Genomic DNA, 23052 nt, shown 5'->3' on the forward strand with positions numbered 1-23052 from the left:
AAATTAGTTGGGGTAATGTTGATCTATAAATAAGTATTTTCAATTTGTCTACTTTTTTATTTTAATTATGGTATTAATTGTTAAAAACGATACGTATGTTAGATTTAAATAAATTAGTAAAATAAAAATTAATAATTTCATTAAAACTCTTATTAACCAAATCTCCTGCGTATATAAATTATGAGAAAATTCGTATTCATTTTAATTACTATTGTTTTGTATAGTTGTTCACAAGAAGATAATCTTACAGAAGAAAATATTACTGTTGATTTTACTTCTTCTGCTTGTGATTTTTTTATTCGATCTAATGCTTTATTTCCAGATAATATCATCGATATAGAAGAAGGTGATGATTTATTGTCAATAATAGGTGGGCTGAATCCTGCAGAAGAAGTAACACTATACTTTAAGTCTGGTGTACACCTTGTGCCAACGATTGCTCTTGCAAATGGTAATCTTACACCATATTCTGTGCTTGATTTTAGAAATTTTGCTGGTATAGAGATAGTTGGGGATGGGGCTTGTTCAGAAATAAGACAGGCTGATTCGAATGATGCCTGTAGCGTGAGATTAATACATATAAAAGACTCCAAGAATATTAAAATTCATAATTTGTTTTTAAATGGAAATAGAGATAATTTATGTGAAACACTCCCAGGAGAGCAAGGTAATAATATTAGAATTAGAGATTCTGAGGATATATTAATTAGAAACATTAGTTCTCTTGATGCTAATGGAGATGCATTAAATATAGGGTGTTCGGATAATATTATTGTTGAAAACAGTTTTTTTGATTCTGTAAATAGAAACACGTTAACTTTAGGTTGGAATGGAGATGATGCCGATGGCATTCCCGACTTATGTGTGAGTAATAATATAATTATTAGAAATAATACTTTTTCTAATGCAGATACACAATATATAGATTTTGAACACGGTGATTCATACAAAGGAGTGCAAATTATAAATAATGATTTTCTTCCACGTTCTATTTTTGTTCCAACTGATGTTAATGATGTTAATGATCAATATGCAATTGCTTTCACAAATGTTGAACAGCATAATTCTGTAAGTAATGTACTTGCACTAAATACATTTCATGGGAATAGATTAACCTTTATATCGAGTGAAAATATTTCTATCAGGTTTAATGATAGCATTGGGAAAACTCGCATACTTGGAAACGTACAAAATATGATTTTTAGAGGAAATTCATTTAAAATAGAACCAACTCAATTTTATGCAGATGATCATATATTCAATCAAGGTGTTTTAATTAGAAAAATAAATTCATTACAAGAAACTGAAAATATCCAATTTAATAACAATGAATTTTATATATCAAATTTTGAAAGAGGAATTGAAATAAGGAATGCAAAAAACATTCAAGTTAAAAATAATAACATTGTTAATGTTAATGCTGTACAAAAACCAAACATAAATACAAATGTTTTATATGGTATAAGATTAATGGCAGAATTTAATGATGAAGCTTCAGCATATATAAACGGTAATACATTTACTAATTGGCCAGATGATTATACTGGAATCTCAACTAATAATAGTCTTATTGACTGTACGGGAAATAACTGTGATTAAAATTTATAGGTAATGAAGATAGTTTAGTGGGAAAAGGGAAAATGACTTTGTTAAGAAGTAGATTTAAATAAATGAAAATTGGTGTTAGTTATTATATTCATTTACACTATAAAAAAACACCGCCTTCAGGCGGTGTTTTTTTATGCATTTTCGCGAAAGCGAAAAAATTATTATCCTAAAAATGGATATCTGTAATTAGTAGGAGTTACAAATGTTTCTTTAATCATACGAGGACTTACCCAACGTAATAAGTTTAAAGCAGAACCTGCTTTGTCATTTGTTCCAGAAGCTCTAGCTCCTCCAAAAGGCTGTTGTCCTACAACAGCTCCTGTTGGCTTATCATTAATGTAGAAGTTACCTGCGGCATTTTGAAGGGCTTTGGTAGCTTCCTGTATTGCATAACGATCAGTAGAAAGGATGGCGCCTGTTAATGCGTACTCACTTGTTTCATCTACAAGTTTTAGCGTAGCACTCCAATCTGCATCATCATAAACATATATAGTAATGACAGGGCCAAAAAGCTCTGTACACATAGTCGTGTATTTTGGATCTTCTGCTACAATAACAGTAGGTTCAATAAAATATCCTTTTGATTTATCATGTCCACCACCTACGATGATATCTGCTCCAGCATCTACTTTTGCTTGATCTATAAAAGAAGCAAGTTTGTCAAAAGAACCTTCGTGAATCACAGCAGTAATATAGTTACCCATATCTTCTGGAGATCCTATTTTGAAAGAGTTCACATCGTTAATTACTTGCTCTTTAACTGCTGGCCATAAACTAGCAGGAACGTATGCGCGACTTGCAGCACTACATTTCTGTCCTTGAAATTCAAAAGCACCACGTACAATAGCAGTAGCTACTTGATTTGCAGGAGCAGATGGATGAGCGACGATAAAGTCTTTTCCTCCTGTTTCTCCAACAATACGAGGATACGTTTTGTAATTATGGATATTGGTTCCAATTTTTGCCCAAAGATCTTTAAATACATGAGTAGATCCAGTAAAGTGTAATCCAGAGAAATCTGGACTTGCGATAACAGTATCAGTAATCATCACAGGGTCTCCGTGTACAACTTGGATAACTCCATCTGGAACTCCCGCTTCACGAAAAATATCTAAAATGATTTTTGCAGAAAGCATTTGACTATCCGATGGCTTCCATACGACAACATTTCCCATCATTGCACAACTAGCTGGCAAATTGGCAGCGATTGCTGTGAAGTTAAAAGGAGTGATTGCATAGATAAAACCTTCTAAAGGACGATATTCTAAACGATTCCAAGCATCAGAAGAAGACTCAGGTTGCTCGTTATATATATCTGTCATAAACTGAACGTTAAAACGCAAGAAATCTATAAGTTCACAGGCAGCATCTATTTCTGCTTGATGTACTGTTTTAGACTGAGCAATCATTGTTGCTGCATTAATGCGAGCGCGGTATGGTCCAGCAATAAGCTCAGCAGCTTTTAAGAAAATACCTGCGCGTTGCTCCCAAGGAAGCTCTGCCCATGCAGTTCTAGCTTCTAATGCTCCAGCTATGGCATCATCTATATGTGATTTTTCAGCAATATGATATTCTCCTACAATATGTTTGTGATCGTGAGGAGGAGACATTGTTCTTGTGTTTCCTGTACGTACTTCTTTACCGTTAATGTACATTGGTACTTCTGTATGAGCATTAAATAGTGTTTTGTATGCACTAGCAACATCTGCACGTTCTGGCGATCCAGGAGCGTACCCTTTTACAGGTTCATTGACAGCAATTGGTACTTGAAAAAATCCTTTTCCCATAGGTGTTTTATTTTTTAATTTTAAGAGATGCAAAGGTACGAAATTGTTTACGCTTTCGCGAAAGCAAATACATCCCCAATCTATTATGGTTTTGTGACATTCATTCGTAGAATTTTTTGTAAGTTGCGTGTTAATTTTCGGACTATCCGCGTATGTGTACAGTAACATTTATTCCTACAGGGGATTCTAATTTTATTATCACTTCAAATAGAGATGAAGCCGTTAGTAGGGTTACGTTAAGACCTGATTTTTATGATGTAGATGGAGTAAAGATGTTATTCCCGAAAGATGCAGTTGCAGGTGGATCATGGATTGGAATTTCTGAAAAAAATACATTAATTTGTTTACTTAACGGAGGGTTTGAAAATCATATACGAGTAGAAAATTATAAAATGAGTCGTGGTATTGTTGTAAAAGAACTTCTTAAAGCCGAAGATTTAAGCAATGCAATAGAAACTTTTAATTATAAAGGAATCGAGCCTTTTACAATTATAGCTGTAAATTGGAGTTTACAATTAAGAGTAACAGAACTAGTATGGGATGGACAAGAAGTATATGTCACAGTGCTACCAAACGAACCTAAAATTTGGTCTTCTTCTATGCTTTATACTACGACGATGAAGAATAAACGTAAAGAATGGTTTAAAGCATTTTCAAATGAAAATACTTTAAAAGGAGATGATATGTATCGTTTTCATACAACCGCAGGAGAAGGAGATAAAAGTACAGATGTATGTATGGATAGAGGTTTCTTAAAGACGGTGAGTATTACTCAAGTAGAAAAAACAGATAAAAACTGTACTATGACCTATTTTGATTTGCAAAAAGATGAGGAACATCGTACTGAATTTTATACAGTAACTGCGTGAAATACAATGGTAAAATAATTGTTCTAGCTTTTCCAGACACTTTTGTAAAAATGTCTGATGAGCTTATGTGTAAACTACTTCCTTTAGTAGGATTAGGCACGCGTACACATATAAAGGCCGGACATGCAGCACTTGTTCTTATCGAAAATGCGACAGGATATGCGATGTATTATGACTTTGGGCGTTATATAACTCCAGAAGGGTTAGGAAGAGTACGAGGGGCAAATACAGATGCAGAATTAGAAATTCCTTTTAAAGCACAAATCGTAAATAATACTTTAGAAAACCTAGAAGAGTTTTTGTTGTGGCTAGATGCGCATCCTGAGAAAACACATGGATCAGGACGGTTAGTCGCATCATTAAATGAATCTGTAAACTACGAAAAAGCACTTGCTTATATTGAAAATTTACAAGGTCAAGGCAGTATTCCTTATAAAGCTTTTGGAAATGTGGGGAGCAATTGCGCACGTTTTGTAACAGAAACAATTCTTTCTTCTACAGAAGAAAAACATGTTATAAAAAGGCTTAATCATAATAAAAAATTTACACCCAGTACAGTAGGGAATGTTGAAAAAAGTGCCTCTAGCGAAGTTTTTCAAGTAGAGAACGGTGTTATTTCAGAATATAACTCTACTGCTTTACGAGAAAACTTAACCAATTATTTTGATAAAAAAGTTCCTAATTCCTATTTTCAAGAAGAGAAAAAGGAGATTGTGTTTCCAGAAGAAGCTCAACTTTTAACAGGTATAGGAAGTAGTGCTTGGTTTCATCTAGAAAAAGAGAATGATACTCATGTAGTCATTACTCGATATACAGAAGCTGGCATTCCTGACTGTAAAGGAATCTCTATTATTCCTAATGGGTTTATTGTAGAAGAGCAATATGCTTTTGTGTATGATAGTAACTGTGCATTTTGCACAATTAAACAAGGCGAAACATTATTTCGTTTTGATTTAATAAGAAAAGAGATTTCTTCTAATTCAGAGCAAAAGGAGTACTTAGTTTAAATGTGGGTATTTTTACTCTAAACTTTTTTGTCGTTGTAAAGTTTACCATATGATAGTATCCTTTCATAGCTCCAAATGGAGAGGTAAGTAAACATCCAGAACTGTATGTATGTTTTTCTCCAGGTTTTAGAACTGGTTTTTTCCCTATAACGCCTTCACCATCTACAATTTCTGGAGTGTTCAAAGAATCATAGATTTTCCAGTGACGTGCCATAAGTTGTACAGAATCTTTGCTTTGATTTTCAATAGTTACACGATATCCAAAGGCAAAGTGCATTTTATAGTTTTTATAAAATGTGCCTTCAAAGGTAGTTTCTACCGAAATTTTAATCCCTCTTGTAACCTGTTGTACCATCTTATTAGTAAAAAGCTGCTGTTAATACAAAAAATATCAAGGCAAATAAAGATGTTGATATTAAGAAAACAACATTTAAAAATACAAATTTTATTAATGTAATAACACGGTTTTGCTTATAAAAATTTCTCAAGGCCTTATAAAAATAAAATGGACCTATAAGTATAAGTAGTATGCCTGCGACTATATTGTGCTCCCCAAGTAGTTGATCTGGTATTAATGAAATTAATAAAACGACAAAAATCCAACTAAAAATATGGAAGATAAAAACTAAATGTTCCATATAGTTCGCTCTTTTTCTAGAATAGATAAGCCAGAAAAAAAGAGCAAAAATTGGAGAGAAAAAGAATAGAAAAAAAGGTGTCTTAGATGCTAGATAATTTGCAAATCGAAGAGGATTTTTTTCAATTCTTTCGAGAACTTCATTCTTACTATATAACCATACATTCGTTTTGGTTTTTTCATACTTAAGGCTATCAAGAGCTTTGCTAGCACTTGTTATATCAGTGATTTCGTAAAAATCTCTAAATAATTCAAATTTTCTAAAAAATCCATTTACCTTATTTAAGGTGTCTACATCTTTTTGAGCGATATAGTCATACCCTAAGGTGTCGTTTGCTTTTGCTATTCTCTTCCTTTCTGTTTCTTTTTTAGCATCTTCAATAGCTGTTTTTATTTGATCATTAAATTGTACAGGAATTCCTTCTATTTGCGGTATAGAATCTTGTAAAGCCTGATCTATTACTTGAACAGTTTGGTCATTAATTGGATTGATATTTATATTTCCTGGAGTGACATCATTCTCATTAAAAAAAGAGAGTGCTCCTATAATGATAAAATAAAAAATACTTGCACTTAAAAAGAATCGAAAGGGATTTGCATAATGAAAGCGTTTTCCATCTACATAATAACGTGTTATCGTTCCGGGTTTAAAAAGTAAATCTTTTAAAGTGTGTCTAAAACGAGAGTCATATGTAAAAACACTTAAGACAAATTCATTAAGAAAATCTTTAAGTGTAAGTCGCTTTGTGGAGTTAAGCTGTCCACAATAAGCACAAAATCGATCAGTAAGATCAAGAGGATGACTACAGTTAGGGCATTCTACCCCACGGTACTTTATGGCTTTGCGACTATTTGGTTTTATCGAAGTCTCCTTCATTCGATAAATATAGTAGTTTTATACTATTTCTACTTCAAATACATAGAAAGTAAATCCAAATTGTATAAGAGTATATTCTAATTTGTTATTACAGAGGAGTTACTGCTTCCTACTCCTACGAGCTCATCAAAACGACCTCCGGGACGACGATAATACACAAGTATTTGATATTCATTTTCTGTTTGCCAGTAGTTCCCGCTTACAGCTTGCGATTCATCTATAGTTCCATCTGCCTTTACAAGAACATATTTGTAATTGTAAAAACCTTGTTTGAGTAACATAGGTAATTCATATCTAGAAGTCCTTGGGTTATAGGTCAATGCAGTAGATTCATTAATAGTATAATTATTAAAATTACCATATACGTGTAGCTTTTCACCTTCCCCTATTTGTGGGTGTTTCAAACCAAAATGAATCCATGCATACTCAGCTTCAGACCTAGGGGTTCTCCCTTGTAGTGTAGTGATGATAAAATTTCCATTAATATCTGGATTATAGGTGTATGGAATGTCATAACGAGCAATATTTGTATATAGGTAGTTATGGTATAGACTTTTGAGTTCTATATATTGAATGGCTGCTGTAGAACCTCGAATATCTTTATTTTCAAAATTGAAAAATTCATTACCCGCCCAAAAGGCAGTCTCTTGGTCATAACGATATTCTAGTTTGTTGCCTATTGTATATTGAGGAGTGATTCCAGTAATGGCAGTTTTAAGATTGTTGTTCTGTATAATAACAGTTTTGATGTTTTGTTTTGGATTAATAATGATTTGTTCTCCACCGTCAATAAAAAAACGAACCACTTGTTTTGTTTCTATATAATTAAAGTCTCTAGAACGTTTAATTTGAACACCTACGGCAAACATAGGGTTGTAGATCATAAACTTCCTAGAAAATATAAGCTCCTGTTCTTCGTCATAAATAGTCAGTAGGTAATTACCTGTTTTGGTAAGACGTTGTGTAAATTTATTAGGAATGTTTAATTGGTAATTAGAGTATAGTTGTAACGTTGCGACAGAATTTTCAATATCTAGAATACGCACATTATCCATTCCTACCATAAACTCAGAGCGAGCTAGTTTACTTGGTGTCCAGTCTGCATCATAATGTGTAATTCTATAATAATAATCACGTTCGTCTCCTATAATATCATCAAAACTTAATTGTAATGGCTCTCCTAATTTTACGGTAGGGAGTTGTCCTAAAAATGTATCTCCTCTAAATTGTACAGATTTAATATAATTAGGTTCAGGAACTTCTTCTGCAACTTGACCAATTAATGGAATACTAGAAAAAACAGTTAAAAAATATAATAATATAATAGGCGCCTTCATAGGTGATAGTTATTAGTCAAATATAATCAAAATCTATACCGAGATAGTTTTTGAAGTTTTTTACGCTTTCGCGAAAGCGTACTCTTAAACAAACCCTTCTTAATTTGCTCAATATCTTTGGTATAAACGCTCTAAAATAGACTTTATGGCTGCTATTTGTTTAAGATACGTAGAATCTTGTTATTTAGAATCTTTATAAATAATATCATCCCCTTTTAACGAGGTGTAAAAACGTATAGAAATTTGTAAATTTGCACACCTTAAAATAGTAAGGTTTTAGATAACAAAAATCTACTGACATATGTCAAAAGACATCAGAATTAAAAAAGGTCTTGATATACGATTAGTAGGCGAAGCAGAAAAAAGTATTTCTGAGGGCCCACGATCGAGAACTATAACCATCAGACCTTCAGATTTTCATCTGGTTACTCCTAAAATGGTTGTCAAAGAAGGAGCAAAACTTCAAGTTGGCGACGAATTATTCTATTCCAAATCACAAGAACAAATACGTTTTGTATCTCCAGTAGCAGGAACGCTTAAAGAGATCAAGCGTGGTGCGCGACGTGTGATTACAGATCTTGTCATTGAGGCAGATTATGGAGGAGGAGTAAGAGATTTTGGAAAAATGAAATCTTCTGCATCACCAGAAGAAATTAAAGAAAAACTACTTTCTAGTGGATTATGGCCGTTTATAAAACAACGTCCGTATGATGTAATTGCAAATCCAGATAATGAGCCAAAAGCGATATTTATCTCAGGAAACAATACAGCACCACTTGCTCCAGACTTAGATTTTGTTCTTTCTGGTAAAGAAAAAGAAATCCAAGTAGCAGTAAGTGCATTACATGCCCTTACATCTGGAGGAGTACACGTATCTATAGGATCAAGTAATTCTCTTTTTGCAGGACTTAACGATGTGGTAACGCATACGGTTTCTGGACCACACCCAGCTGGAAATGTAGGAACTCTTATCAATAAAATAAATCCTGTGAATAAAGGAGAAACTGTTTGGACAGTTTCTGCAAATGACCTAGTTATTATAGGAGAGTTGTTACTTACAGGAACATTTAATGCTACACGTATTATATCTGTTGCAGGATCTGGAGTTAAGAAGCCATCTTACTATAAAACGATTATAGGAGCAGAGGTGTCTACATTTGCATATGATGCTGGAGTAGATGGAGATACAAACCGTTTTATATCGGGTAATGTATTAACTGGAACCCAGATAAAACCAGATGGAGCTTTAGGATACTATGCAAATGAGTTTGTAGCAATTCCAGAAGGAGATGATTACGAACTTTTTGGGTGGAATAAACCTGTCTTTAATAAGATATCGCCATCAAGAGCATTAACTTTTTCTTGGATGCAACCTAAGAAAAAGTACGATCTTGATACTAATACAAATGGTGAACACCGTGCTTTTGTAGTTACTGGTAACTATGAAGAAGTATTCCCACTAGATATTTACCCACTACAGATCTTAAAATCGTGTATGGTAAATGACCTAGATGAAATGGAAGCTTTAGGAATGTATGAAGTAGCACCAGAAGATTTTGCATTAACAGAGTTTATCTGTGTATCAAAACAACCACATCAAGATATTATCAGAAAAGGTCTTGACTTGATGTATAATGAAATAGGATAAGTGATGGGATTAAAACAAAACTTACACAAAATAAAAATGAAGTATGAGGGCAAGAAAATGGCCCCTGCATTTAATGCAATACATACTTTTTTATACAGCCCTAATGAGACTACCCATAACGGAAGTCACATTAGAGCAGTAGATGATTTAAAGCGTACGATGAATACCGTAATTATGGCATTAGTGCCATGTTTGATTTTCGGTATTTTTAATGCAGGATACCAACATTATCTTGCTGTAGGTGACATAGAACAAGTAACTAGTTTCTTTAGCGGAGATTTCTGGAGTTTCCAAAACTTTAGCAAAGGAGCTTGGAAAGTATTACCACTTGTAGTTATCTCTTACGGAGTTGGACTTGGTGTTGAATTTATCTTTGCTGTTATTAAAGGACACGAAGTAGAAGAAGGGTACCTTGTAACAGGAATGCTTGTGCCACTTATCGTACCAGTAGATACGCCATTATGGATGCTTACAGTAGCAGTTATTTTTGGAGTTGTTATAGGTAAAGAAGTGTTTGGAGGTACTGGGATGAATATCTTAAATCCAGCACTTACAATACGTGCTTTCTTATTCTTTGCATATCCTACCTGGATGTCTGGAGATAAAGTATGGGTAACAGAAGCTGTAGAAAGAACTGGTCAGCCTGATGCTATTTCTGGAGAAACAATCTTAGGAAGTCTTGCGCAAAATAAAGCATTTGATTATGATGTGTCAGATATGTTCTTAGGATTTATTCCTGGTTCTATCGGAGAGACATCAACCATACTTATACTATTAGGAGCACTATTCTTAATCTTTTCAAAAATTGGAAGTTGGAGAATTATGTTATCTATGGCACTTGGAGGTTTAGCAATGGGATTGATCTTTAATGGCGTTATATCTCAAGGATGGATTTCAGAAAGTAGTAAGTTTTATAGTTTGATGAGTACAGAATTCTGGCATCACCTTATTATAGGAGGGTTTGCTTTTGGAACGGTGTTTATGGCAACAGACCCAGTAACAGCATCTCAAACTAATAAAGGAAAATGGATATACGGATTCTTAGCAGGATTTATATCAATAATGATTCGTGTATTTAACCCTGCATACCCAGAAGGAGTTATGTTAGCCATTCTATTAATGAATGTGTTTGCACCTACGATTGACCATTATGTGGTACAAGGAAATGTAAAGAAAAGAATGAAACGTCTAAAAGTAAAAACAGCTTAATTATGGCAAATACAGACGGAAACGGATATACAATAGGTTTTGCAACAGTCATGGTATTTGTTGTAGGAGGTATTTTAGCGGCACTCGCAACGGGACTTAAGCCAGCTATTAAAGAAAATGAACGTTTTGAAAAGCAACAGAGTATTCTGTATGCTATGGGTGTAAACGAAAATACAGATGAAGAAGGGAAAGATAAAGGCTCTGTAAATTTTGTACCTACTGATAAAGTAGAAGAAGCATACACAAACTATATTAAAGAGAGTTTTGTGATCCAAAACGGAAAAATTCTTGAAGGAGAAGATGCTTTTAAAGTAGACATGAAGAAGCAAAGCAAACTCCCTAAAAGTGAACGTAAATTACCTTTATATGTAGGAGAACGTGATGGTAAGAAATTCTACGTGATCCCTTTATATGGTAAAGGTCTTTGGGATGCTATCTGGGGATATGTTTCTTTAGATGATAAACTTATTGTTCAAGGAGCTACTTTTGATCATAAAGGAGAAACACCTGGATTAGGAGCAAATATTAAGGAACGTTATTTTATGGATGATTTCATAGGAGAACAAATTATGAACAATGGTAAATATGCTGGGATAACAGTAGCCAAAGGAAATAATGATCCTATAAATAAAACAAAAGATGATAATGAAGTAGATGCTATGGCAGGAGCAACCATCACAGGTGATGGTGTGACAGTTATGATCAAAAGCACATTAAAATCATATATTCCTCATATTCAAAAATTGAAATAATATTATGGGATTACTATCAAAAAAAGATCAAAAGTTAATTCTTGATCCACTAGCAGACGATAATCCAATTACAATTCAAGTATTAGGTATCTGTTCTGCACTAGCAATTACAGCACAACTTAAGGCATCTATCGTGATGGCAATATCTGTACTCTTTGTACTAGGTCTTGGAAATGTTGTGATCTCGCTTATGCGAAATATCATACCATCAAAAATTAGAATTATTGTACAATTAATTGTTGTTGCAACCCTTGTAATTATAGTTGACCAAGTATTAAAAGCATATGCATATTCTTTAAGTAAAGAACTTTCAGTATTTGTAGGTCTTATTATTACAAACTGTATCATTATGGGACGTTTTGAAGCTTTTGCTTTGGCAAACAAACCTTGGCGTTCTTTCCTTGATGGAATAGGAAATGCATTAGGATATGGTGTGATATTAATTATGGTTGGGTTTTTTAGAGAGCTTTTTGGTTCAGGTACATTACTTGGATTTAAAATATTTGGAGATCCAATAGGAAATGCAGAGACGGGACCAACAGGTCTTTATGCTTTAGGATATGAGAATAACGGATTTATGTTATTATCTCCAATGGCATTGATTGTGGTTGGATTAATTATCTGGGTACAACGTAGCCGTAATAAAGCATTAATAGAAGAAAACTAGGAGTATTTATAAGTACGCTTTCGCGAAAGCGTATGCATTCAAAATATACATTATGTTAGAACACATAGAATTATTTTTTAAATCAATATTTATAGATAACATGGTATTTGCAACATTCCTAGGAATGTGTTCGTACCTTGCTGTATCTAAAAAGGTAAGTACTGCTGTTGGACTAGGAGCCGCTGTTATATTTGTACTTGCTGTGACAGTACCTTTAAACTGGTTATTAGATCAGTATATCTTACGTGATGGAGCACTTGCTTGGTTAGGCCCAGAATATGCAGATTATGACTTAAGCTTCTTATCATTTATTCTCTTTATTGCTACCATTGCAACGATGGTACAATTAGTAGAAATTGTCGTAGAAAAATTCTCACCCTCATTATATAACTCATTAGGTATTTTCTTACCACTTATTGCTGTAAACTGTGCAATCCTTGGAGGATCACTTTTTATGCAATCTAGAGATATCCAGTCATTAGGACTTGCCCTTAACTACGGAGTAGGATCTGGGATAGGATGGTTTTTAGCAATCGTAGCTATTGCAGCAATTAGAGAGAAAATAAGATATTCTAATGTGCCACCACCTCTTCGCGGATTAGGAATTACATTTATCATCACAGGACTTATGGCTATTGGGTTTATGAGTTTTGGAGGGATGTTAACAGGAGGTGAAGAAGAAGAAGAAACTACACCTGTAGCAGAGGTTGCTCCAGTAGAAATGACAAAAGAAACTAGCGAAGAACTAGTTTCAACTATAAACGAAAAAGAATAATCATATGTTATTAGTTGCTAGTATGTCTGGCGTTGTAATCGCCACGATTGTTGCCTTTTTAGTACTTACACTTTTATTAGTAAGCCTACTATTATTTACAAAACAAAAGCTATCTCCTTCTGGACCTGTTAAGATTACCATTAATGGAGAGAGAGAAGTAGAAGTTGCTTCAGGAAGCACGTTATTATCTACCTTAGGTAATAATAAAATTTTCTTACCATCTGCATGTGGTGGTGGTGGAACCTGTATCCAATGTGAATGTCACGTCCTTGAAGGAGGTGGAGAGGCATTGCCTACAGAGACTCCTCACTTTAGCCGTAAAGAACTTGCTCATGGAGCTCGTCTTGCCTGTCAGGTAAAAGTAAAGCAGGATATGAATATCACCATTCCAGAAGAAGTATTTGGAATTAAAAAATGGGATGCAACTGTTGTACGTAATTATAATGTAGCTTCTTTTATTAAGGAGTTTGTCGTTGAGATTCCTGAAGATATGGGATATAAAGCAGGAGGATATATTCAAATTGAAATTCCTGAATGCGAGATCAAATACTCAGATATTGATATTACAGCACATCCAGAAGAGCATGATACTCCAGATAAGTTCCAAGCAGAATGGGATAAGTTTGGTCTATGGCCTCTTTCTATGAAAAATAACGAAACTGTAGAGCGCGCATATTCTATGGCCTCTTTTCCAGCAGAAGGACGTGAGATTATGCTTAATGTACGTATAGCTACACCACCTTGGGATAGAGCTAAGAATCAATGGATGGATGTAAATCCAGGTGTTGCTTCTTCATATATATTTGCTCAAAAACCAGGAGATAAAGTAGTGATTTCTGGCCCTTATGGTGAATTCTTTATCAATGAGTCCGAATCAGAAATGTTATATGTAGGTGGTGGAGCAGGAATGGCACCTATGCGTTCTCACTTATATCACCTATTTAAAACACTTAAGACTGGACGTACTGTTACTTATTGGTATGGTGGTCGTTCTAAGCGTGAGCTGTTTTACTTAGAGCATTTCCGTGAGTTAGAAAGAGAGTTTCCAAATTTCAAATTCTATCTAGCACTTTCTGAACCTATGGAAGAAGATAACTGGAAAGTAAAAGAAAGTACTGAAGGTGAAGGAGATGGTTTTGTCGGGTTTATTCATCAAGTAGTGATAGATCAATATTTAAATAAACATGATGCGCCAGAAGATATCGAACTGTATTTCTGTGGTCCTCCATTAATGAACAACGCTGTTCAAAAAATGGGAGAAGATTTCGGAATTCCAGATGAAAATATCAGATTTGATGACTTTGGAGGATAATCTAGTTTCCGCGTAGACGGAAATCTTATATACAAAAAGCCCGATACAATACTAATTGTATCGGGCTTTTTGTTGAGTACGCTTTCGCGAAAGCATATGCATTTTAATCATACTCACTTATACCATATAAAATCTCTTTCATTTTACTACCATTAATCTCGACAGGTTTATATGCCGTATTAAATTTTTCTATAGCGATGGTGATATTCTCTTTTAATTTTCTGTACTCTATAGGGATCTGAGTATTGCATTGTTGCTCATTTTCATAACTATTGAGCATAATACCAAACTTCTCATAGAACTTCCCTCCTTGATCAATAAAGCTATTGTATTGTGTAATGAATTGCAAAAGTCTATCTATAGGGAACTCTAAATTAACTTGCATTTTATGTGCTTTATAACGCTTGCTTTCGTCTACAATAGCTTCATTAAGTGCTTCTATATAGGTGTTAAGATCATCATGAATACTTGACCAATCATCTGTATTTCTACATTCCTTAAGAGGTACTCGATATTTAATAGGCTTTGTAAAATCTACAAACAATTGTTCTAGTTGTTCAATAATATTGTTATTACTCTCCTGTAAAAATGCAGTTTCAAAATAAATGGTTTTTAAGTCACTATGCATTCGTAATGTAAAGTCTAAAATACATTCGACCTCTTTTATGTTAGTTTCCTTTTCATGCCTTGGAGCGCTACTTGTAAATAAAGACACCAGTGAATATACGACAGAGGTATAAATATTATCGTTTAAGATACTTGATAAATTAAAGCCTTGCTTTTTGCCTTCGTTACTTCTAAGCGCCTCCTTATGTTTGACAAATTGTGGATAGTTGTTGGGATTACTCAGATTATTTATTTCATTAAAAGTTGCCACAGATGCAAAATGATGATCTAATGATAGCATTTTCTCATAGAGTAGTTTGATAATTTGTAGTCCTTTGAGATATCTAATTTTACTTACATCAGATATTTCTGATAAATTAATAAATTCTAATTGTTCTTGAAGTTGGCTTTTTAAAATCAATAATGCTACTTGATCATCTATAGATGAAGTGGTTTTTAAAGATGAAGAAACGTTCAATAATTTAGTGTGAATTTTATATCTGTTATTTTCATAATGCACTAAAACTTCGTTTACTTCATGCGACCATTCAAGGAGTATTTTGTTTATTTTTTCTTGTGGGTCATTTTCGCTCATACTAGCGCAATACATATTACCAGCTATAAATACAAATAATAGTAAGATCGTATGTTTTATATATAGTACCATATCATTCTAAATTAAAGGTGATAGTAATCGTGTCTTCAGTAATAGTTAATGGATACATTCCATGAAGTATTCTGACGTTTTCTCTGTGTATCTGAAGTTGCTGAGAAATACCATTTGGAATGATAAAATCATCTTCCATCAGGTAGTATATTGGTGTGTTATCTGTATAATTCTGAGGATCTTCTCTTAGTATTAGAGATTGTTCGTCTTGACTTAGTTTTGTGCGCTCGATTTGTATTACAATCAGATTGTTTTCCTCATTATACGTTATAATACTATTAGAGTCTATATCTCTTGCGGCATCGTCAAAATTACATAACCCGTGAGTACCTCTACAATGTCTACCATTAAAACTGGTTTTTGCTGTTATGCTATAATCAAGAGTTTCAGATTGTGAGAAAACAAGACTTGATGTGAAGGATAAAAAGAGAAGAAGTAGATATTTCATGATGATTTTTTTATAAAAGGTGTCTTAGTAAATACAAAATCTCTAAGACACCTTTATTGTTATACATTAATGCATAGCATTTGTAATATTAGTTTCTGCAAGCATGAACACATTGAGCGGCAGTTGTATTACATTGATGAGAAACAGCTGCTTGCGTTGCAGCAACTGCAGCATGGCAAGCGATGCCTAATATGATAGTCGTATCTGCAGCAAGACAAGCCACGTGTCCTGCTGTTGCCGCTGCCGCCGCTGCCGCAATACAAGCGATACGAGAATTTTCACAAAGTCGTTCACATTCACTTGTGTCACCACCAGTATCCCCATCTATTATTGTTGGCATAACTGCTTTAAAACTTCGGCTATTCATCGTTGTTAAGCTTATTTGAGTTAATTGTTCTTTAGAATATTTACTTAGATTATAATCTTTTTCAAGTGCCTTTATAACAGTTACTTTACTTTTAACAGCGCTTTCATATGCTGCTCTACTTTTATATCCTAAAAGCGTTGAAATCTTATTAATGTCAGCATTACTTAAGTTTTCTTTGGAATCATAACTTGCTAATGTTTTTAAATCTTTGGCGTTATTTACCAATTGAAGTTGATCTTGTAATAGTCCAATAAAACGTGAGTCAGAGTTTAACTCTTGAATAGGTCTATATGTTTCTTCCTTTTCATTATTTGTAGTAAATGAAAAGCTTAACATACTTAAAATGATTACGAATAATGTTTTTAAAATATTTTTCATGATTTTTGATTTTTGCAGAGATGGTTATAATCTCTAATGGTTATTTAATTATTTATGGTGTATAGTAATAGATTGCCAGTTTGACATTTAAATATGGGAGAGTCAGTCCTTTATGACTACATATATGTATTGTATAAAGATGATTATGAAAGAAGAATTTCTGTTTAGATTAGCATCCCTCAAGACAGAGATCTACAGATATTTCACAGGCTAATACGCAAGCGGTAAATACCCCTACTGCTATAACATCATAAATGTCAGGAAAAATAGTGCCTTGTGTAGCAATAGTAATTCCAGTGACGCCGCATCCGATCATACATCCAACATATCCTGTCCAACAGATTGTTTCACATATATCTATTCCTGAATCTTCAACACTATTTATTTTGCTTATGAACCCAGATTGAACTTTTTCAAAATCGGGCATTAATCTTTTTGAGTCTGTATCATAGACTCTTGGTACTATGAATTGTTGATTTGTTTTAAGATCTTTCTGTATAATAGCATGGTCTGTAATTGAGGTAACAAGTTTCCTTCCATCAATGTCTATGTAATAACTTTGTAGCGTTTCATCATTTTGTATTTCGTATGCTTCAACACTAACGATTCCTTTATTTGGAATATTGATGCTATACGTTTGATATGTACTTAGCTCAATTTGGTTGTATATGTCTGGGAAGTTATTTCTTAATGTTTTTACGTGTTGTGTGTCTTCTAGGGGTAGTTCATTTACATCGTCACTACAACTTATAAATAGTAGTACTAATAAAACAATGCTCCTTGTGATAAAAAATTGAATTTTCATGATAATTAGATTTTTTGGTTAACAATATGAATTTGATTAGTTAGTTCTGACACATCAAATATTTCTATTTTCTATCTGCTAACAAAGAGTTGTATATGAGTCATTTATAAAAAAAGAGTCGCGCTTTATAAAAAACGACTTCATTTTACTTGTTGTAACATAATGACAATCAGTTATTTATGTTTTTGCATAACTAACTTCAAAGAACTATCTTTAAGTACCTCATTTCCAGTAGTACATAGTATCCTTTATATAGAAATACAATACATATGTGTTTTAGAGATTATATATTTCAATTAATATTAGGAGTATTTGCGTTGCCATTTTTATATGGACAAGCGATCTCAGACTCTCTTAATCAAAAAGCATATGAAGAATTACAGAAAGGGTTTTTTACTCATTATCTTCAAAAAGATACTGTTCAAGCCAAATTATATGCTCAGGTATATTTTAATAAAGCCGGAAAAGATAAGGATCAAACCTACTTGGTAAATGGATACTATTATAAATCATTGTTAGAAAATAATGATGAAAAGAGACTTAATCTCTTAGATTCTATAATTGATATTTCTAAAGGGTTTACAAATAAAAATTTCCCTACAATTAGTTACTATGATAAAGGTGCATATTACCATAAACATGGTCAATTTAAATTGGCGCTTGATAATTTTCTAAAAGCATTGACGTATAATAAAGGCACTAATAAAGAATATTTGGAATTTTTATTAAATCAAGCTATTGGGATTTTAAAAATTGAAATTGACGAAAATGAAGAAGCCCTTGTTTTAATTAAAAGTTGTTGGCAATACGTAGTAGATAATAATTTTAGAGAAGAAAACCCTGAAATGTACTTTAACGTATTACATTCTTTAGCCAATTCTTATAGGAAAATAAATTTTTTGGACTCATCTAGAGTATATACTAGATTAGGATTAATAGATGAAAATACAGCTAGAGGAGGCGTAAATTATAATAAATTTTTATTGCTCAATGGTATCCTTGAATCATATGCAAGTAATTATGAAGAGGCAGAAAATCAATTATTGCAAGCAATATCAAAATTTAATAATAAAACAGATAAAAGATTATTATCTGCTGGATATTATTTTTTAGGAAAGACATATCTGTTATCTAATAATGATGAGAAAGCAATTTTATATTATAAAAAAGTAGATAGCCTTTTTGAAGTGAATAATGACATTCTGCCTGAGCATATTGGAGGATACCAGCATATTATAAAATACTATAAAGAAAATAAAAACATAGAAGGAGAACTAGCGTACACTCAAAAGTTAATTACAGTTGATAGTTTTTTAAATAAAAATTATCGAACATTGAATAAAGAAATTATAAAGCGATATGAAATTCCAAAATTGGTAGAAGGTCGTGATATACTTATAGGTAAATTAAAAAACGACAAGAAACAATCAAGGTTTTATAATATAATTGGGTTTGGGATTATATTCTTAATTCTTGGTATTGCGATTTTTCAATACAAAAAAAGGCGTCTTTATAAAAAACGATTTCTAGAGATCATTAATAGAGAAAGTGATAATGAGATAAAAAGGGAATTGCCCAAAAGGAAAGTAAAAGAAGAATCTATAGAAATACCACAAGATACAATAGATGATATATTAGAAAAATTACAAGTTTTTGAAAAAAATGGCGAGTATATAAATGTCAATGTGACTTTACATAGTCTAGCAGATAATTTTGGGACTAATAACAGTTACTTGTCAAAGGTTATAAACCATTATAAAAAAACAAGTTTCTCAACATATATAAAACAATTGCGAGTAGCTTATGCATTTAATAGGTTAAAAATAGATACTACATTTAGAAAATATACTGTAAAAGCAATAGGTCAAACTTGTGGTTTTAAAACAGCAGAGTCCTTTTCTAAAACATTTTTTAGAGTTTATGGTATCTACCCTTCTTATTTTATTAAGCAATTAGAAAAAATAAATAGTGGATAGTCAGTATATATGAGTAAAATTTGGTCGGCTTTTATAAATGCAGACCAACAAGTGTGTAAAGAACCTAGATGGTATGATAATTCTGTATAAATTTATAATGAACTAAAAATCAAACCATCATGAAAAGATTAAATGAATCATCAGGACTATCTCTTAAAAGAATGAAAATTGCTAGATTAAACAATACCCAAATGAAACAAGTTTCTGGAGGAAATCAAGCTAATATCTCATCAGAAGAAATAATTAGATCCTCTTGGAGATGTCTCTTCACTATTATCGCCGATACTGTTAATACTAGTGGAGATTAATTTATTAAAAGGACTCTAAATTATTACAATGTAAAGCTCTATTTATTCAATAGAGCTTTTTTATGTGTCTAAATACGCTTTCGCGAAAGCGTAGGCATCTTTATAAGAAAATCAATTTTTTAGAGTTATAATGAATATGAAAAAGATAATACTCTTTATTATTGTTTTGGTTTTAGGGGCATTATTATTTTTTAATTTTTCTAAAAAAGGAGTTGCTGTAAAAGAAGTAGCAGCAACCTATATATTGCCTACATCTTTAATTCATAAAGAGGGGCGCACTATAAAAACACGTATAAAAGTTCCAGAGAGTTATGTGCGAATTACCTCTTTGGAAGGAAGTTTTTCTCATTATATTCAAAACTATAAACTAAAAGAAGCAAGTGCAGAGGTCATTAATTATGATGGGAACCCTTACATATATCAAGCAGGTCATGTAGGTGTACTGGAAGTGCCAGTGCCTGCAAATGGGTTACAACAATGTGCAGATGCTTTGATTAGATTGCGATCAGAATATTTATGGTCAATAAATAGAAAAAGTGAGATAGGCTTTAAATTTACTAGTGGTCATTATTGCTCTTGGAAAAAATATGCAGATGGATACCGCCCTAAAATTAATGGGAATAAGGTGACCTTTTCTAAAACTGCTGCTGCAAATAATTCTAAAGAAAACTTCTATAAATACCTCAACCTTATTTATACCTATGCTGGGACGTATTCTTTATCCCAAGAACTAAAGAAAGTTCCTCAACTTTCTGAAGTGCAGATAGGTGATCTCTTAATTTATCCTGGTTTTCCAGGCCATGTCATGATGGTAGGAGACATCATAGAAAATGATAAAGGAGAACGACGTTTTGCATTTTTTCAAGGGAATACACCAGCACAAAGTGTACATATTATAAAAAACGCATCGGATACATTAATGAGCCCTTGGTATGATCTTAAAGGGAAAACTTCTTTGAATACCCCTATTTATACATTTACAAGTTTTGAGATGGTTCGATTTAAATAATATGCTTGATTTACACATAAATTTATAAGGTATAATAACATAATTTTATACGAGATCGTATCTTTGCCTTATGGCAGTTTTTCTTACAGAACAGGAGTTACATAACCTCGCAATGAATATTGTAGGCAAAGATCTTGAAGAGCAGGGATATGAGTTTATGGGAGTCAATTCAAAACTTAAAAAAGACCCACAATTTGTAGCACTTAAGGATAAGAAATTACATTTTGTTATTGTGCGAGCAATTACATTTCCAGATAATGCAAATGTATATGATGAAGCTTTTATGCAAAAAATGAAAACCCATGCACTTAAATTTGAAGCACGCACTTTTTATGCGGGAGTTGGTTTAGGACATGGGGATAACTATCAACACCCAGCCGAAAAAGATGTGCCATATACTATGATCTATAATGGACTTCAAGAAATCATATAATGAAAATCCATAATAAGCATTAGGTAAGCAAAAATACACGACTCAAAATTTTTAATAGATGAAATACCTTTTAATACTACTACTTATATGTATTGCATCTTGTTCGAAAGAAACTCAAGATAAGATCACCATTAATGGGGAAGCTTTTGGAACTACCTATGGAGTTACTTATTTTGGAAAAGCAATTGAAGCTCAAAACATTCAAAAAGGAATTGACTCAGTGGTATATGTAGTGAATAAGTCAATGAGTACATATATACACAATAGCGATATTTCTAAGATTAATCGAGGTGACAATACGATTGTAGTAGATACTATGTTTAGGGAGGTGTTTACGCTTTCGCGAAAGCTACACGCACTCACTCAAGGTTATTTTGACCCTACGGTAGGTGGGCTACGTAATGCGTATGGGTTTGGAGACACAAAACCACTGACTGTGATTGATAGTACATCGTTAGATTCTATGATGCAATATGTGGGACTAGATAAAGTGAGACTTTCTACAAATGGGACTATTGAAAAAGAACATCCAGAAATCTATTTTGACTTTAATGCTATTGCAAAAGGATATGGTATAGATAGAATTGCCGTATTTCTACAAGAAGAAAAAAAAGAAAATTTCCTAATAGAATTAGGTGGAGAGTTAAGAGGACAAGGACGTAATATAGGAAAAGATAGTTCTTGGTTTGTAGGGGTAGAGAGTATAGATTCTCAACTTGAAAACAGAAGTGCTGTCACTGTTATAAACCTTAATAATAGATCAATGGCGGGATCTGGGAATTACCGTAAAAATAGAATAGACTCACTTACAGGGAAACAATATGTACATACTATAAACCCTATTACAGGAAGTGCAGAAAAAAGTGATGTTTTGAGTGCAAATGTGATTGCGCCAACTTGTGCAGAGGCAGATGCTTGGGCAACGTCCTTTATGGCGATGGGATTAGAGCGTTCTAAAGCGACACTAGCTACTTTAAAAGATATAGATGCATATCTTGTATTTTCTCAAGGAGAAAATACAACAGGAACGTATGTAACTTCTGGTTTTGAGAAGTTGATTGTTCAGTAATATTGTCTAAAATCGAATACTTTCTTTTTTGTCAAAATCTTTTGCGGTAATAGGATTACCAGCAATGATTGCTGTATCCCAATCTTGCGTGATTTTCCAGTGTCCGTTTATTTTTTCAAGAACGATGTGAAATTGCCCATAGCTATATTGAGTCTCACCACCTTTGGTTGTAAATCCTATACGATAAAATCCAACTTCATACGAAGTAGTCTCATTTGTTTTTCTACTATCAAACCAAAAATCTAAATTGATAGTATCTCCATTTTTGCGATTAGAAGCAAAACGCTCTGCGTTTCCTTTTTTAAATGTGTTTTCTGTGTCAATACCTTGTGGAGTAACACGTAATACTTGATCTGCATAGGTAGCATTTAAAGCATCTCCATCTAATGTTTCAAAAGCATTTTGAAATGGCTTCCATACCGTCTGATCTATTTCTTTTTGAATAGTTTCTGTTTTGTTTTGTGCAGTCATAGAAGTTATTACTAATATGAATATTAAACA

The 23052-nt window shown here is 33.0% G+C and carries 23 protein-coding genes; 14 read left to right on the forward strand and 9 right to left on the reverse strand.

Features of this window, described 5'->3' with window-relative positions; all coding sequences use genetic code 11:
* Positions 1–180: 180 nt before the first annotated feature.
* Complete coding sequence (locus tag ABJD27_RS22770) at positions 181–1599, forward strand: hypothetical protein (protein ID WP_348169204.1); 1419 nt, start codon at positions 181–183, stop codon at positions 1597–1599.
* Between the two features lie 170 nt (positions 1600–1769).
* Here ABJD27_RS22770 and pruA read toward each other — a convergent pair whose 3' ends face one another.
* Positions 1770–3395 (reverse strand): L-glutamate gamma-semialdehyde dehydrogenase, encoded by a 1626-nt coding sequence (gene pruA, locus ABJD27_RS22775; RefSeq protein ID WP_348169201.1) that lies wholly within the window; start codon positions 3393–3395, stop codon positions 1770–1772.
* 152 nt (positions 3396–3547) lie between these two features.
* Here pruA and ABJD27_RS22780 point away from each other — a divergent pair, with 152 nt between their 5' ends.
* Positions 3548–4264, forward strand: coding sequence for an NRDE family protein (locus ABJD27_RS22780; RefSeq protein WP_348169198.1), 717 nt, complete (start codon positions 3548–3550; stop codon positions 4262–4264).
* On the forward strand, positions 4261–5271 hold the full coding sequence (locus ABJD27_RS22785; RefSeq protein WP_348169196.1) for a DUF6695 family protein: 1011 nt from the start codon (positions 4261–4263) through the stop codon (positions 5269–5271). The genes ABJD27_RS22780 and ABJD27_RS22785 overlap by 4 nt, the downstream gene beginning before the upstream one ends.
* On the opposite strand, the gene apaG is transcribed toward ABJD27_RS22785, so the two are convergent.
* From apaG to ABJD27_RS22800, 3 genes are all read right to left on the reverse strand, one after another.
* A complete protein-coding gene (apaG, locus tag ABJD27_RS22790; RefSeq protein WP_348169193.1) occupies positions 5240–5626 on the reverse strand; it encodes a Co2+/Mg2+ efflux protein ApaG in 387 nt (128 codons plus the stop codon). The genes ABJD27_RS22785 and apaG overlap by 32 nt on opposite strands.
* Before the next feature lie 4 nt (positions 5627–5630).
* The gene (locus tag ABJD27_RS22795) at positions 5631–6785 is read right to left on the reverse strand and encodes a DUF3667 domain-containing protein (RefSeq protein ID WP_348169190.1); all 1155 of its coding nucleotides are present in this window, start codon (positions 6783–6785) and stop codon (positions 5631–5633) included.
* 77 nt (positions 6786–6862) lie between these two features.
* Positions 6863–8122 carry a DUF5103 domain-containing protein gene (locus ABJD27_RS22800; protein ID WP_348169187.1) on the reverse strand — a complete coding sequence of 420 codons (1260 nt, stop codon included), beginning with the start codon at positions 8120–8122 and terminating at the stop codon, positions 6863–6865.
* Between the two features lie 301 nt (positions 8123–8423).
* Here ABJD27_RS22800 and ABJD27_RS22805 point away from each other — a divergent pair, with 301 nt between their 5' ends.
* The 6 genes from ABJD27_RS22805 to nqrF are packed head-to-tail and all read left to right on the forward strand — an operon-like array spanning position 8424 to position 14485.
* On the forward strand, positions 8424–9770 hold the full coding sequence (locus ABJD27_RS22805) for a Na(+)-translocating NADH-quinone reductase subunit A (RefSeq protein WP_348169184.1): 1347 nt from the start codon (positions 8424–8426) through the stop codon (positions 9768–9770).
* Between the two features lie 3 nt (positions 9771–9773).
* Positions 9774–10979, forward strand: coding sequence for an NADH:ubiquinone reductase (Na(+)-transporting) subunit B (locus ABJD27_RS22810; RefSeq protein ID WP_348169181.1), 1206 nt, complete (start codon positions 9774–9776; stop codon positions 10977–10979).
* Positions 10980–10981: 2 nt separating this feature from the next.
* A complete protein-coding gene (locus ABJD27_RS22815; RefSeq protein WP_348169178.1) occupies positions 10982–11731 on the forward strand; it encodes a Na(+)-translocating NADH-quinone reductase subunit C in 750 nt (249 codons plus the stop codon).
* 4 nt (positions 11732–11735) lie between these two features.
* Positions 11736–12398: an NADH:ubiquinone reductase (Na(+)-transporting) subunit D gene (locus ABJD27_RS22820; protein WP_348169175.1), complete on the forward strand. Its 663-nt coding sequence runs from the start codon at positions 11736–11738 to the stop codon at positions 12396–12398.
* A gap of 52 nt (positions 12399–12450) precedes the next feature.
* A complete protein-coding gene (gene nqrE / locus ABJD27_RS22825) occupies positions 12451–13173 on the forward strand; it encodes an NADH:ubiquinone reductase (Na(+)-transporting) subunit E (RefSeq protein ID WP_348169172.1) in 723 nt (240 codons plus the stop codon).
* A gap of 4 nt (positions 13174–13177) precedes the next feature.
* The gene (nqrF, locus tag ABJD27_RS22830) at positions 13178–14485 is read left to right on the forward strand and encodes an NADH:ubiquinone reductase (Na(+)-transporting) subunit F (RefSeq protein WP_348169170.1); all 1308 of its coding nucleotides are present in this window, start codon (positions 13178–13180) and stop codon (positions 14483–14485) included.
* Between the two features lie 103 nt (positions 14486–14588).
* Here the strand turns inward: nqrF and ABJD27_RS22835 are convergent, their stop codons facing one another.
* The 4 genes from ABJD27_RS22835 to ABJD27_RS22850 form a co-directional block, all read right to left on the reverse strand.
* Positions 14589–15758, reverse strand: a complete 1170-nt coding sequence (locus tag ABJD27_RS22835) for a hypothetical protein (protein WP_348169167.1) — start codon at positions 15756–15758, stop codon at positions 14589–14591.
* Position 15759: 1 nt separating this feature from the next.
* A complete protein-coding gene (locus ABJD27_RS22840; protein ID WP_348169164.1) occupies positions 15760–16206 on the reverse strand; it encodes a hypothetical protein in 447 nt (148 codons plus the stop codon).
* An 88-nt stretch (positions 16207–16294) separates the two neighbouring features.
* Positions 16295–16909, reverse strand: coding sequence for a hypothetical protein (locus ABJD27_RS22845; RefSeq protein WP_348169161.1), 615 nt, complete (start codon positions 16907–16909; stop codon positions 16295–16297).
* Between the two features lie 211 nt (positions 16910–17120).
* Positions 17121–17756, reverse strand: a complete 636-nt coding sequence (locus tag ABJD27_RS22850) for a hypothetical protein (RefSeq protein ID WP_348169159.1) — start codon at positions 17754–17756, stop codon at positions 17121–17123.
* Between the two features lie 269 nt (positions 17757–18025).
* On the opposite strand from ABJD27_RS22850, the gene ABJD27_RS22855 reads away from it, so the two are divergent.
* The 5 genes from ABJD27_RS22855 to ABJD27_RS22875 all read left to right on the forward strand — a co-directional run bounded on the left by ABJD27_RS22855 (position 18026) and on the right by ABJD27_RS22875 (position 22551).
* Positions 18026–19732: a helix-turn-helix domain-containing protein gene (locus ABJD27_RS22855; protein WP_348169156.1), complete on the forward strand. Its 1707-nt coding sequence runs from the start codon at positions 18026–18028 to the stop codon at positions 19730–19732.
* Between the two features lie 119 nt (positions 19733–19851).
* Positions 19852–20040, forward strand: coding sequence for a class I lanthipeptide (locus tag ABJD27_RS22860; protein WP_348169153.1), 189 nt, complete (start codon positions 19852–19854; stop codon positions 20038–20040).
* A 136-nt stretch (positions 20041–20176) separates the two neighbouring features.
* A complete protein-coding gene (locus ABJD27_RS22865; RefSeq protein ID WP_348169150.1) occupies positions 20177–21049 on the forward strand; it encodes a DUF4846 domain-containing protein in 873 nt (290 codons plus the stop codon).
* Positions 21050–21119: 70 nt separating this feature from the next.
* Positions 21120–21482, forward strand: coding sequence for a Na(+)-translocating NADH-quinone reductase subunit F (locus tag ABJD27_RS22870; RefSeq protein WP_348169147.1), 363 nt, complete (start codon positions 21120–21122; stop codon positions 21480–21482).
* A 58-nt stretch (positions 21483–21540) separates the two neighbouring features.
* Positions 21541–22551, forward strand: a complete 1011-nt coding sequence (locus ABJD27_RS22875) for an FAD:protein FMN transferase (RefSeq protein WP_348169144.1) — start codon at positions 21541–21543, stop codon at positions 22549–22551.
* Positions 22552–22557: 6 nt separating this feature from the next.
* Here the strand turns inward: ABJD27_RS22875 and ABJD27_RS22880 are convergent, their stop codons facing one another.
* Complete coding sequence (locus ABJD27_RS22880) at positions 22558–23022, reverse strand: hypothetical protein (RefSeq protein ID WP_348169141.1); 465 nt, start codon at positions 23020–23022, stop codon at positions 22558–22560.
* Between the last annotated feature and the right edge of the window lie 30 nt (positions 23023–23052).

It is taken from the genome of Dokdonia sp., from assembly GCF_039945015.1.
Classification (GTDB): Bacteria; Bacteroidota; Bacteroidia; order Flavobacteriales; family Flavobacteriaceae; genus Dokdonia.

Excerpts from the sequence above, each read along its gene's own strand:
- ABJD27_RS22880 (WP_348169141.1), bottom strand. The coding sequence starts at position 23,022 with ATGACTGCACAAAACAAAACAGAAACTATTCAAAAAGAAATAGATCAG.
- ABJD27_RS22815 (WP_348169178.1), top strand. The coding sequence starts at position 10,982 with ATGGCAAATACAGACGGAAACGGATATACAATAGGTTTTGCAACAGTC.
- ABJD27_RS22845 (WP_348169161.1), bottom strand. The coding sequence starts at position 16,909 with ATGTTAAGCTTTTCATTTACTACAAATAATGAAAAGGAAGAAACATAT.
- pruA (WP_348169201.1), bottom strand. The coding sequence starts at position 3,395 with ATGGGAAAAGGATTTTTTCAAGTACCAATTGCTGTCAATGAACCTGTA.
- apaG (WP_348169193.1), bottom strand. The coding sequence starts at position 5,626 with ATGGTACAACAGGTTACAAGAGGGATTAAAATTTCGGTAGAAACTACC.
- ABJD27_RS22795 (WP_348169190.1), bottom strand. The coding sequence starts at position 6,785 with ATGAAGGAGACTTCGATAAAACCAAATAGTCGCAAAGCCATAAAGTAC.
- ABJD27_RS22870 (WP_348169147.1), top strand. The coding sequence starts at position 21,120 with ATGGCAGTTTTTCTTACAGAACAGGAGTTACATAACCTCGCAATGAAT.
- ABJD27_RS22835 (WP_348169167.1), bottom strand. The coding sequence starts at position 15,758 with ATGGTACTATATATAAAACATACGATCTTACTATTATTTGTATTTATA.
- ABJD27_RS22875 (WP_348169144.1), top strand. The coding sequence starts at position 21,541 with ATGAAATACCTTTTAATACTACTACTTATATGTATTGCATCTTGTTCG.
- ABJD27_RS22820 (WP_348169175.1), top strand. The coding sequence starts at position 11,736 with ATGGGATTACTATCAAAAAAAGATCAAAAGTTAATTCTTGATCCACTA.
- ABJD27_RS22850 (WP_348169159.1), bottom strand. The coding sequence starts at position 17,756 with ATGAAAATTCAATTTTTTATCACAAGGAGCATTGTTTTATTAGTACTA.
- ABJD27_RS22800 (WP_348169187.1), bottom strand. The coding sequence starts at position 8,122 with ATGAAGGCGCCTATTATATTATTATATTTTTTAACTGTTTTTTCTAGT.
- ABJD27_RS22770 (WP_348169204.1), top strand. The coding sequence starts at position 181 with ATGAGAAAATTCGTATTCATTTTAATTACTATTGTTTTGTATAGTTGT.
- ABJD27_RS22860 (WP_348169153.1), top strand. The coding sequence starts at position 19,852 with ATGAAAAGATTAAATGAATCATCAGGACTATCTCTTAAAAGAATGAAA.
- ABJD27_RS22855 (WP_348169156.1), top strand. The coding sequence starts at position 18,026 with ATGTGTTTTAGAGATTATATATTTCAATTAATATTAGGAGTATTTGCG.
- nqrE (WP_348169172.1), top strand. The coding sequence starts at position 12,451 with ATGTTAGAACACATAGAATTATTTTTTAAATCAATATTTATAGATAAC.
- ABJD27_RS22865 (WP_348169150.1), top strand. The coding sequence starts at position 20,177 with ATGAAAAAGATAATACTCTTTATTATTGTTTTGGTTTTAGGGGCATTA.
- ABJD27_RS22780 (WP_348169198.1), top strand. The coding sequence starts at position 3,548 with ATGTGTACAGTAACATTTATTCCTACAGGGGATTCTAATTTTATTATC.
- nqrF (WP_348169170.1), top strand. The coding sequence starts at position 13,178 with ATGTTATTAGTTGCTAGTATGTCTGGCGTTGTAATCGCCACGATTGTT.
- ABJD27_RS22810 (WP_348169181.1), top strand. The coding sequence starts at position 9,774 with ATGGGATTAAAACAAAACTTACACAAAATAAAAATGAAGTATGAGGGC.
- ABJD27_RS22805 (WP_348169184.1), top strand. The coding sequence starts at position 8,424 with ATGTCAAAAGACATCAGAATTAAAAAAGGTCTTGATATACGATTAGTA.
- ABJD27_RS22840 (WP_348169164.1), bottom strand. The coding sequence starts at position 16,206 with ATGAAATATCTACTTCTTCTCTTTTTATCCTTCACATCAAGTCTTGTT.